The organism is Elusimicrobiaceae bacterium (assembly GCA_017520185.1).
Classification (GTDB): Bacteria; Elusimicrobiota; Elusimicrobia; order Elusimicrobiales; family Elusimicrobiaceae; genus Avelusimicrobium.
This window is the reverse complement of sequence record JAFXGO010000009.1, coordinates 19,863-31,785: the sequence shown is the minus strand read 5'-3', so window position 1 is coordinate 31,785 and position 11,923 is coordinate 19,863. Positions and strand designations below refer to the sequence as shown.

Genomic DNA, 11,923 nt, shown 5'->3' with positions numbered 1-11,923 from the left:
AGTTCAACATGAGAAAAATCTTTGATGTCTCTAAAGAAAAAACGCAAAAATCTTAAAAATAAAACATAGAAAAAAACTAAAAAAGTGCTAGGGTCGAAGTAGGGGGCACTCAGACGGTGTATAAAATCCCTCCCTCTCCGTATGATTAAAAAGCACCCGAAAGGGTGCTTTTTTAATTTATAATGAATGGCAGCGGCATAAACTGCTTTATGCCGCGTAGGGATTTGAAAACCGCAGCGATGTTTTTGTTTGAGCCGATTTAAAAGTTCCACTCGGCGAAAGGCAAAAACCGCGAGGCCGGACTGCAGGCGTTTTGAGTCAACAAAACGACCGGAAGGCAAATCCCTCCCTCTCCGTATGATTAAAAAGCACCCGAAAGGGTGCTTTTTTTTGCCATGTTTTACGTTTTTCCGCCGTCTTAATATGCTAAAATTACCTTAAGTATAGTCTCTTATTTTTAGGGAGCTTTTTATGATAAAAAAAATGATTTCACAAAATCAATTGGTTATTAATGCACGCAGAATGTGGCCTTACATTAAACCCTTTTGGTTTAGAGCCGTATTAGGGGTTTCTTTAACGATCCCCGTCGGCGGTTTAGATGCGGCGGTGGCTATGTTTATGAAACCTTTTATGGATAAGGTGATGGTAGACAAACAACCTCATTTCTCTGCCATGATTCCTTTCCTCATTGTTGGATTTACCGTAGTGCAAGGTGTACTCCAATATGCTTCCAACTATTTAAATACATGGGTCGCCAACAAAATTACCATTGGCGTAAAAAGAAAACTTTATTCTAAGTTGCTCTCTATGGATAGCAGTTATTTGGATAATAACAATTCCGGTACGATTCTCTATCGCTATTCCAACGATGCTGAAACCGCCTCCAACGGATTAGTGGAAAATACCAAAAAATTTCTCTCCAAAACTTTCTCCTCCATTGCTTTAGCCGGTGTAATGTTGTACAACTCTTGGCAATTGGCCTTGATTGCTATTGCTGTGTTAGGATTGTTCTTTTATCCGATTGTTTTTGTACGCAAAAAAATGAAGGAAATCGTAAAAAAATCTGTAGTCAATTTATCTTCCGTCATGACTATTTATAACGAAACTTTTTCCGGAAACAAAACCATTCGCTCCTTCACCCTTGAGCCGGAATTTAGTAAACGTTTTCACAAAGCCACAGACACCACTTTTAATTTGGCTATGAAAATGGTAAAAACGACCAACTGGTTATCTCCTTTAATGCATATCATCATGTCTGTAGGTATCGGCTTGGTCATTGGTTTTGGAAGTTATTTAATTGTCAGTGGTCGCATTACCAGCGGTAATTTCGTAGCTTTTATTGCAGCGCTTATGATGCTTTATACTCCGTTGAAAGGGGTGGGCAACAACTTTGTAGCCATTCAAAACTCCTTCTTAGCCATTGACCGTATTTTTGAAATTTTAGATTTACAACCCAAACTTAAAGATGCGCAAGATGCCAAAGAATTAAAGGGAATTGAAAAAGGTATCTTCTTTGAAAATGTTCACTTTGAATATGTAGAAGGACGGGAAGTCTTGCATAATATCAACTTGCAAATTCCTGTAGGCAGTACCGTAGCCTTAGTAGGTAATTCAGGCGGGGGGAAAAGCACTGTCTCTGTATTGATTCCCAGACTTTATGACGTCAGCAAGGGGTCCGTTAAAATTGACGACACACCGGTGACACAAATTACTCAAAAGTCTTTGCGTCAGCAAATTGCGATGGTCTTTCAGGACAATTTCTTATTCTCCGGCACCATTAAAGAAAACATTCTTTTAGGAAACCCCGATGCTACCGAAGAAGATATGTGGAACGCACTTAAAAATGCATGTCTGGAAGAATTTGTAAAAGAACTACCCGACGGTTTGGACACCGAAATTGGAGAAAGGGGATTATTGCTCTCCGGTGGTCAGAAACAGCGTTTGGCCATTGCCAGAGCATTCATTAAAGATGCTCCTATCGTTATTTTAGATGAAGCCACCAGTGCTTTGGATAACAAATCCGAACGGGTGGTACAGGAAGCCTTAGACAATTTGATGAAAAACAGAACGGTTATCGTGATTGCACACCGTTTGACAACCATTCAAAATGCCACTAAAATTGCTGTCATTAATGATGGAAATATCGTGGAAGAAGGCACTCATACCCAATTGTTGCAAAAAGGTGGAGCTTACTCTGCCTTGTATGCCATGCAATTTAAAGATAAGGAAAACAAATAAACTTATCTTTATTGATTTAACCCCAGCCAAAAGGCTGGGGTTTTTTACACAATATAAATAATATCTGCCCCTATTTGCTTGCCAATAATAAAAAATAATTTTACCGCCCTTAATAACTTCCGCAATTAAAAGAGCTGACGGTTTGCATTGACCACAGTGTTATCATGAAAACATAAAAATCCCCCGATGCTAAATCGGGGGAAAACAAGAAACACTTTTTTATTTTACTTCTTGTGGCTGATTCTTAGCAGTTTTTCTTTCAGCCCATTTTTCTACACTGGTTTGTATCAAGATGTAGAATAAAGGAATCAAGAATAGCCCCGCTATCGTACCCAACAACATACCGTAAAACACAGGCACCCCCAAAGCACGACGGCTGGCGGCACCGGCTCCGCTGGCAATAATCATCGGAATCATACCCAAGATGAAGGTAAAGGCCGTCATGAGTACAGGGCGGAAACGCTGTGTTAAACCGTCCATGGCCGCGTCATATACAGAGGCCCCTTTTTCATGCTCATCTTTGGCAAATTCCACAATCAAAATAGCGTTTTTGGCAGCCAAACCGACCAATAACACTAATCCTAACTGCGCATAAATACTCAAAGGCAGATTGGTAAACCATAACCCCAATAAACCACCGCCCACAGCCGCCATAACAGACATGAGCACCGGTACGGGAATAGACCAACTTTCATATTGAGCCACCAAGAACAAATAGGCAAACAAGATAGCCAATACAATCAAAACCATCATTTGGCCCTGATTTTGCTTTTCCTGATAACTCATACCTGTCCATTCGTAGGCATAGTCTTTCGGCAAGGTTTTCATCAGTTCTTCCGTTGCCTTCATGGCTTCACCGGTGCTGTTGGTAGGCGTAGCCATAATGCTGGCAGCAGGATACTGATTATAACGCATAATTTGGCGGGGGGATAAAATATAGCGCAAATCCACCAAAGAACGCAAGGGGACCATTTCTCCTTTGTTATTCATGACATACATTTTATTGATGTCTTCCGGAGTGACGCGATATTTCCAATCCGATTGAATAATGACCTTGTTTACCTGCGTACCAAAGTTTACATCACCTACATACGCAGAACCTAAATATTTTTCCAATACGGCATAGACGCTGGAGACGGGCACTTGCATTGCTTCTGCTTTGGTACGGTCCACATCCAAGTAAATATTAGGCGTATTGGCTTTGAAGGTGGAATAAGCCAGCTGCATAGAAGGATCCATCATCATCTTAAAAGCGGTTCCCTCCGTATTGGTCTGCAACTTATTGTAATCAAAATCATTTAATGACTGTATACGCAAATCCAACCCGCTGGAAGTACCCAAGCCCGGAATGGCCGGCATTTCTAACAAACGAATATTTGCCTCTGCTACACCTGCCAACTGAGCATTGAGTTGATTGACAATAGCAGATTGTTTTAAAGAGGGCTCTTTACGTTTGCTCCAATTTTCCAAAGAAAGAAATCCCATTGCCACGTTTTCACCGGATCCGCTCATCAAACTGTGTCCTACTACCGTTGTTAAATGGAGCACACCTGCAGTTTGTTGCACAATAGGAGTAATTTTATTAATTACTTCTTGCGTACGAACAAAGGAGGCACCTTCCGGCAGTTGAATATCCATAATGATGACCCCTTGATCTTCTAACGGAATAAAAGAAGTATCGGCAAACTTTAAAAAAGCCCCATTCATTACACAGAGTCCGGCAAATAATAAACCGATAATCAACATCTTGCGCGCCACTTTGCGTACTATAGAACGATATTTGCGCGCACCGCGATTAACGATCATATTAAACCAGCGTAAAGGAAAAAAGGTCGTTTCCTTAATAGGTTTAAGCATGGTGGCACAAATAGCCGGAGACAAAGACAAAGCATTAAGCGTAGAGAAACAAACAGCCAATGAAATTGTGACGGCAAACTGTTTGTAGATTTCGCCGGTAATCCCACCCAAGAAGCAAATCGGTACAAAGATAGCCAAAAGTACCAATGTAGTAGCAATTAATGCACCGGAGAGTTCGTCCATTGCTTGCAAAGAGGCTTCACGCGGGGATTTACGCTCGCGATTCATCAAATAAATGACACGCTCTACTACACAAATAGCATCGTCTACCACTACACCGATAGCAAGCACCAAGCCAAATAGTGTAAAAGTATTGATGGAGTATCCCAGCGCCAACATAATAGCAAAGGTACCCAGCAAAGAAACGGGAATCGTAGCCGCAGGTACCAAAGTAGCACGCCAATCTTGTAAGAAGATATAACATACCAAGATAACGAGCAAGAACGTCATAATCAAAGTTTCCACCACTTCGGTAATAGAAGCATTAATAAAGTCGGTGGTATCTACGGAGAACTCATACTCTAGTCCTTTAGGAAAGAACTGAGACAAACGTTCTAATTCGGCTCGGATTAACTTCATGGTTTCTACGGCATTGGCACCGGAAGCCAAGTTAATCATCATCGGTACAGAATCACCACCATCAAACTCGGCAGCGTGACTATAACTTTCCTGCCCTTCTTCCACTTTGGCAATTTGTTTCAGCCTTACCAAACCGCCTTGTGCATCAGTACGAATGATGATATTTTCAAAATCTTTGGCACTGTTTAAACGTCCTTGCGTTTGCAAAGCAAACACCGTCATCACTTTTCCGTCATTGGGGCGAGCGCCGATTTTACCCAAAGAAGGTTGATAGTTTTGGCTGGAAATAGCAGAGGTGACATCCGGTACGGAAATGTTAAGAGCGGCCATTTTGTCGGCATCTAACCACACACGCATACTCTTGCTAGATCCGAACACCATTGCATCACCTACACCGGTAATACGGCTGATATTTTTTTGCACATTATTATTTAAATAATCACTGATTTCCAACGAAGACAGGCTCTTATCCGGAGAAACAAATGAAATAAACCCTAAAATGTTGGAAGATTTGCGAAATACGCTAATTCCCTGACGGGTCACATCTCCGGGCAGCAATGCCTGCGCTTGTGCCACGCGGTTCTGCACTTTTACTTGAGCCAAGTCCGGATCGGTGCCGGTTTTAAAAGTCAACGTTAAGTTATAAGAACCATCGGAAGAAGATGAACTCATATACAACATATCTTCTACGCCGTTGACTTTACTTTCCAACGGAATACCTACCGTTTTGGCGATTACCTCCGCACTCGCACCCGGATAACGAGCAATTACCACTACTTCAGGCGGTGTCACCTCCGGATAAAGAGCAATCGGCAAGGAAAAAATTGAAATAATACCCGCTAAACACAATAACAGTGAAATAACAACAGCAAAACGCGGGCGGTTAATAAAAAATTTAGAAAACATTTTCTACTAAGCCTCCACGTTGTTTTCTGCTTCAACGGCCGCAGGCTTTTTTTCAAGCGTATTTTTCTCGCTAACGCTTACCTTTTGACCATTTTGTAATTTCTGATGTCCCAACGGTACAATTCTATCACCGTCTTCCAGACCGGACAAAACGATATATTTGTTTTCCACTGTATCACCGGTAGTGATGTATTTCTGCATGACCACATTTTCTGCATTAACTGTCATCACATATTGACCCGTTGCATCTTGGGCTACTGCCGTTTGCGGTACCAAAATTACGGGACGGAACGTATCTGTACTAACGGTGACGTTTACATAGTTTCCGGGCACTAATTTGCGCTCTTTATTTTCACTTTGCGCATATACAGCCATAGTGGCAGTATCGGCATTGATTTCATTGTCTGAAAATACGGAAGCGGAGGGGATTTCAATGGTCTCTCCGTTCGGCAAAGCAATTTGTATATTGGGTGCCTGAGAAGCCAGCTGATCCATACCGCTTAAACGTTCTTTATCGGTAATAGAAAATACGACACGAATAGGATCCATTTGAATCACGCGGGCTAATTTGCTGGCAGCGGCATTGGTGTAATTGCCTTTGGTCATCAATGCTTTACCAATATAACCGCTAATGGGAGAGCGCACTTCGGTATAAGCCAAGTCTAATTTAGCCAAATCTAAGCTGGCTTGAGCCGCTTTTACATTGGCTTGAGCATTAGCCAAGTTGCTTTCAGCCATTTCCAAATCAGCTTTAGAAAGCATTTTTTCCTTGTACAAAGATAACTGACGTTTATAATCGCTTTCAATTTGTTTTAAGCTGGCTTTTGCCTTTTCCAAAGAGGCTTCAGCAGAGGAGACCGCCGCTTTATAACGGCTTTGATCAATAACAAAAAGGACCTCTCCTTCTTGCACAAAGGAGCCGTCTTTGAACATCACTTTATCAATATAGCCAGACACCTGCGGGGTCACGTCGGAAGCATTAATAGCCTCTACTTTGGCAATAAAATTTTTGCCCAAAGCAACCGGACGTTTCTGTACCGTTTCAGTAAGAACGGTAGTTTGACCGGCACCGCCAAAATTCATGGCTGCAGCGCCGGAGAGTTTGCCTTTAATCACAAACCCTAAAAACCCGCCAATCAGCAAGACGAGCGTATATTTAGTCCAACGGACAATAGTTCTTTTTTTCATAATTAATATTTCCCGATACTTTTATACAAATTGGCTTTGCTTAAGAGTAAACTATAGAAAGCCGTAATTTTATTTTGACGGGCATCGGCCAACTGCGCCACCGCCGTCAACAAATTAATAATATCGCCTTTACCCACTTCATAATAGCGAAAGGCCACCCTTTCGTTTTCTTCAGCACTTTCCAATACGGTTTGGCTAATTTCATAAGAACGGAAAGCCGTCTTATAATTTTGATAGGCACTCCAAACTTCATTTTCAATTTGACGTTTTAAACTTTCCGTTTGATTTTGGCTTTGTTTATACTGATAAGAGGCCTGAGCCGTTTGATACATATTAGAAAAACCGGAGAAAAGCGGCATGGAAATAGAAATACCCGCCGCATTTTCCATTCCGTATGGGGCACTATATTTCCAATTATCATTATAAGCAGCAGAAGCATTGGCGCGAACAGTAGGCAACATGCGGGTTTTGGCTGCCGTTAAATTAGCCTTTTGCGCCTGGGTATTACTTTCTTGGGCATGCAATTCCGGCCGTTCTTGCAAAGCCGTTTTCATCATCTCTTGCACATTATCATTTTCGATTTGAATAAATTTCTCATCGAAGGTCGGCTTTGCTAATTTTATTTGAGTATCCGGAGACAAGTTTAAAAGTACGGCCAAATTACCGCTAAATTGCTTGACTTGATTTTCATGTTGTACTACGGCCAACAATGCCTGCTCATAACGAGTTTTAGCCTGCAGCTTATCACTCAATGAAACCATTCCCAATTTATAGCGTTTCTGGGCTTCCTCATAAGATTGTTTATATGTATCCAAACTGGCTTTGGCACTTACCAAAGATTCATCCGCCGCCAGCAAACTCAGATAAGCCGTCTGAACAGATAAAACCAAATTTTGTAAGGAAGCATTATAGCCAAAATTAGCCGCGTCCAAATAAGCACGCGTACGACTAATGCGCGCACCGCGCCCGCCAAAATCAAATAAAAGCCAAGATGCTTCCGCTTTTGCAGAATATGGCTCTGCTTGTGTATAACTGCCACCCTCTGCTCGTTCACCGGTTATACGCCCCGTACCGGATACGGTAATACCCGGCAAATATTCCGCACGTGAAGTGCCAAGTCCGGCTTCAGAGGCCTTGACCCCCATATAATCGGCTGCCAATGACGGATTGGTGCATAAGCTGACTTGAATCAAATCCTCCAGCCCCATTTCCTGCGTTGTCACATCTTTATCTACGCAACCCTCCGGCGGTCTAATGCTATAAACCCCCAAAGGGTCCAAAGCATTGGCCGGAAAAGATACGGCAATCAGTGCAACTAATAATAGATATTTTTTCATCTCTTTTTAGTTCCTTGTTCGTATGATTTTAAAATAGCATATGTATTACGCCAGACTACATCTTTGATTTGTTGTTTTACTTCGGGAGTATAATCTTTTAATTTCAAAGAATGTAAAATGGCAAAACGATTAATCTCTGAAATACTGGCTTGGCGCAAAATGGCATTAGAAAGTAAAATAAGTTCGCTTGAGTTCAATTCCAATCCCGTCAAATAACACAAAATTCTAAAAAAATGTCCTCCAAAATTGGACACATAACCTACTAATATTTTGGCCATTTGTTGAGAGTTTTCCATCTCGGCACGAGCAAAAATACGGTCCAATAAAATATTTTTGCGAGATAAATTTAAATCCAACATTTTATCAATAATTCGGTGAAAAAGATCCATCGCTTCCTGATAACTCATTGCTTCAATATCTTCAGGGATATGCAAAGGATTTGGAGCAGAGCGCATCCAGTTTTTATTCTCCTCCACCAAATACTGCACCGTAGCCAGATACAAACCGCGCTTATCACCAAAATGATAGTTTACGGCAGCCACATTTGTTTTTGCCGAATTACTGATTTGGCGCACCGACGCACCGGTAAACCCTTTTTGGGCAAACAAACGAGCGGCAGTTTTAAGCAGTTTAGTACGAGTGTCTTTCATAATTTTCCTATAAATCTAACTTTGTATATTTTATCAAAAAAGAAAAAGAAATTCAAACAGTTGTTTGAATTTCATTCCAAGATAAAAACAAATAACGGCATAAAAAATCCCCCTTCTATGATGGGGGATTTTGACGTAGACAATTTTTTTCACTTAAGGCTGTTGTCCCGCATAAATTTCTCTGTAAGATTTGGCTACATCTTTGGCAATATCTTGCATCAAAGCTTTATTTTCGGCTCCTACGGCAGCACTAGCTTTGTGGGCAGCTTCGGCAGCAGCAGCGGCGGCGGCATCTGCATTTTGTTTGGCTACCAAAGCAGACTGCGCAGACATTTTGGCCTTTAAGGCAGCATCGGCAGCCGCTCTGGAAGCAGTGTCGGCGGCCAGTTTGGCAGAAGCGGCAGTGGCAGCTGCCGTTTTGGCTTTAAGAGCGGCAGCTTGGGCCGCGGAAGAAGTGGTATCAGCCTCTTTTTTAGCTGTGGCGGCCGATAAGGCAGCTGCATCGGCTTTTTGCTGAGCTTGCACAGCCGTTTGAGCAGCGGCATTAGCTGCGGCCAATGCCTTAGCTGCCGCATCTTGAGCAACGGATGTGGCCGAATTAGCTGTTGCTTCAGCCTTAGCACGGCTATTTTGTATTTTAGTTTTCAAATCCGAGTTCTCTGCAGAGCTCAAACGCATCATCGCTCCGCCTCTTGAAAATAAGGCTTCCACATTTTTTGCCAAATTTAGAGCCTCGTCAGCGTTGGCCTTCACTTTTTCTGCGTCGGCTTTGGCTTTGGCGGCAGCAGCTTTGGAAGCATCAGCGTCGGCTTTGGCTTTGGCAGCAGCTGCTTTGGAAGCATCGGCATCAAGTTTGGCCCTTTCTGCAGCTTGGGCGGCCACTTTAGCTTTATGGGCCGCATCGGTCGCGGCGGAAGAGGCTAAATCTGCATCGGCTTTGGCCTTGTCGGCGGCTTGCAGAGAAAGCTTGGCTTTGTTGGCCGTATCGGTCGCGGCAGCAGCGGAAATATCCGCATCAACCTTAGCTTTGGCTGCCGTCTGAGCAGCGGCTTGGGCTTTGGCAGCTGCTGCTTGAGCTGCGGAAGAAGCAGTTTCCATCGCTCTCTTGGCCGAAGAGCTGGCTCTGAACTGCAGCTTTACTTTCATTTGAGCTTCTTCAATCAGTTCCTTTTCAGTCTTTTTCTCAATATTTTGCGCAAATAAGGGCATAGCACACAAAGCAAGAATCAAGGGAAAAACTTTTTTCTTCATAAAACCTCCAAGAACTATTACTTCGTGTTATTCTAACTGTTTTTCTTTGTTTTTTCAAGACTTTTCCCATAAGAAAAAATATAATAATAAATATGAAAAAAATCTTTTTAACTCTATTGGCTTTCTCTTTTTGCTGGGCTTGCCAAAATCCGCTTTCGGTAGAAGGAGAATGGACTAAGCCCGTGCCTTTGAAAAAAGGCGAGTTTCACGGCATGGTATTTGAAAAAGGCGGCACCGCCCGCAGTATTAATATGCCTGATTTACAGTACCAAACTTGGCAACAAAAAGGAAACAAACTTACTCTGACGGGTAAGACTGTGTATGGGGGGGAAAGTTTTGTTTTTAGCGAAAGCTACACCGTCAAAACGGTTAGCCCTGCCATGCTGGTATTGCTCACCAACACCGGCGAAGAAATTATTTACGCACGAAAAAATTAATATTCCTCTCCAACCAAAAACAGCCTGCTTTTAAAGCAGGCTGTTTTACATAAGTATTAAGATTTAGTTTGCTTCTTTGGCTTTGATAAAGGTATGGCTAAAACCGAAAGAAATACCAATCTGCAGGTTTTGCCCACGTTTGCCAAAGGCTCTGGCTTGGGCAGTATAATATTGAATAAACGGAGCGATGGAAATCTCATTCATCAAAGCCACGTCTAAGCGGGCATCAACAGCAGCCTCATAATCAATATCGGTCACTTCTTCGCGGCTGCGGTAAAGGTAATTGCGGAACATACCGCTATAAACACCCTTTACCCCTTCACGAATGGGCTGCTCAATACGCAAGAGGGCTTCCCAACCGTAATTTTCGGAAGACGGGTCGTATGTAAAATCATTTTCGGCAAATCCCGCTAATTGGAAATTTTTAATATAAGTACCCTCATATATTTTTACACCGGCCGCAGCGCGCAACACTTTTTTAAGCGGGGAATCACCCTGAGAGTTAAATTCTGTCTGATAAGACAAAGAAGCAAACGGACCTGCCTCAAAACCACCCAAAGCATTCTCCGCCTTCCACAAACGGTGCGTATAGGAAGAAGTAAACAAAATGCTGTCAGAGGTTTCGTTGGTTGTTTTTTCACCATCTACGGGTTTCAATGTAGTTTTACCGTAGTCCAAAAACAATTCATTGCCCCATACAAAATGTTCCGCAAAATAATTACCCTGCAAATCCAAATGTCCTTTGATTAAAGTTTGAGAATCTGAGGTAAGTTTGGCGTTGGGGAAATCTTTATAATCTTCGGCGTTTTTAACGTCGGTAGAAGATAAATCCAAAGAAGCCTTTTTTAAATCCAGCTCCCATCCCCGTTTGTTGTTTTGTGCGTGCAGATTGCCAGCGGAAATAGCCAACAAACAAGCACTTAAGAATAATACTTGTAGTTTTTTCATATTTTTTCCTTAATTTTCTAATTTAAAACGAATACGCAAACGTCCGTTTTCATAATCCCAAGAAGAAATGACAAAATGCCCTGTCTCTTTCGTATTTTCTACATGTGCACCGATACAAGGACAAGCATCATAATCACCCACAAACACGATGCGCAGCTCATCACCCGCTTCGGCCGGTAATTTAGAAAAATCCAACCCTTCCACTTTGGCCGCTTCAGCACGAGAGAGCACTTTTTGCGTTATCGGCAAATGTCGCGCCAATACTTCATTTACTCTATCTTGCAACTCTTGCATTTGCGCTTGCGTGGGTGCTTGAGAAAGAAAAAAATCACACTTGGATTTATTTTTCTCAATATGGGCATTTTTGCTGCGGGCACAACCAAACATACGCAGCATTGTTTGATTTAGCACATGCTCGGTAGTATGCATAGGAGCAAAATAATCTTTTTTGGGAGTAAAAACAGGTTGCATATTTATTATTTTATCCAATTTGACAGATATTTGTAAAACAATGACAATCATCTCCGCAAAA

The 11,923-nt window shown here is 42.2% G+C and carries 9 protein-coding genes; 2 read left to right on the top strand and 7 right to left on the bottom strand.

Annotated features, from left to right (window positions below):
• The first annotated feature begins 471 nt into the window (after positions 1-471).
• Entirely contained in the window at positions 472-2,238 is a 1,767-nt protein-coding gene (locus tag IKL48_01825) for an ATP-binding cassette domain-containing protein (GenBank protein MBR3603420.1), read from the top strand.
• Positions 2,239-2,457: 219 nt separating this feature from the next.
• Here the strand turns inward: IKL48_01825 and IKL48_01820 are convergent, their stop codons facing one another.
• The 5 genes from IKL48_01820 to IKL48_01800 form a co-directional block, all read right to left on the bottom strand.
• Positions 2,458-5,580 carry an efflux RND transporter permease subunit gene (locus IKL48_01820; GenBank protein MBR3603419.1) on the bottom strand — a complete coding sequence of 1,041 codons (3,123 nt, stop codon included), beginning with the start codon at positions 5,578-5,580 and terminating at the stop codon, positions 2,458-2,460.
• 6 nt (positions 5,581-5,586) lie between these two features.
• Positions 5,587-6,768, bottom strand: a complete 1,182-nt coding sequence (locus IKL48_01815; GenBank protein MBR3603418.1) for an efflux RND transporter periplasmic adaptor subunit — start codon at positions 6,766-6,768, stop codon at positions 5,587-5,589.
• A 2-nt stretch (positions 6,769-6,770) separates the two neighbouring features.
• Complete coding sequence (locus IKL48_01810) at positions 6,771-8,105, bottom strand: TolC family protein (protein ID MBR3603417.1); 1,335 nt, start codon at positions 8,103-8,105, stop codon at positions 6,771-6,773.
• Positions 8,102-8,755 (bottom strand): TetR family transcriptional regulator, encoded by a 654-nt coding sequence (locus IKL48_01805; GenBank protein ID MBR3603416.1) that lies wholly within the window; start codon positions 8,753-8,755, stop codon positions 8,102-8,104. The genes IKL48_01810 and IKL48_01805 overlap by 4 nt, the downstream gene beginning before the upstream one ends.
• A 153-nt stretch (positions 8,756-8,908) precedes the next feature.
• Positions 8,909-10,006: a hypothetical protein gene (locus tag IKL48_01800; protein MBR3603415.1), complete on the bottom strand. Its 1,098-nt coding sequence runs from the start codon at positions 10,004-10,006 to the stop codon at positions 8,909-8,911.
• A 92-nt stretch (positions 10,007-10,098) separates the two neighbouring features.
• Here IKL48_01800 and IKL48_01795 point away from each other — a divergent pair, with 92 nt between their 5' ends.
• A complete protein-coding gene (locus IKL48_01795; protein ID MBR3603414.1) occupies positions 10,099-10,443 on the top strand; it encodes a lipocalin family protein in 345 nt (114 codons plus the stop codon).
• A gap of 63 nt (positions 10,444-10,506) precedes the next feature.
• On the opposite strand, the gene IKL48_01790 is transcribed toward IKL48_01795, so the two are convergent.
• Positions 10,507-11,391, bottom strand: a complete 885-nt coding sequence (locus tag IKL48_01790) for a hypothetical protein (protein MBR3603413.1) — start codon at positions 11,389-11,391, stop codon at positions 10,507-10,509.
• Positions 11,392-11,400: 9 nt separating this feature from the next.
• Positions 11,401-11,862: a hypothetical protein gene (locus tag IKL48_01785; protein MBR3603412.1), complete on the bottom strand. Its 462-nt coding sequence runs from the start codon at positions 11,860-11,862 to the stop codon at positions 11,401-11,403.
• Positions 11,863-11,923: the final 61 nt, after the last annotated feature.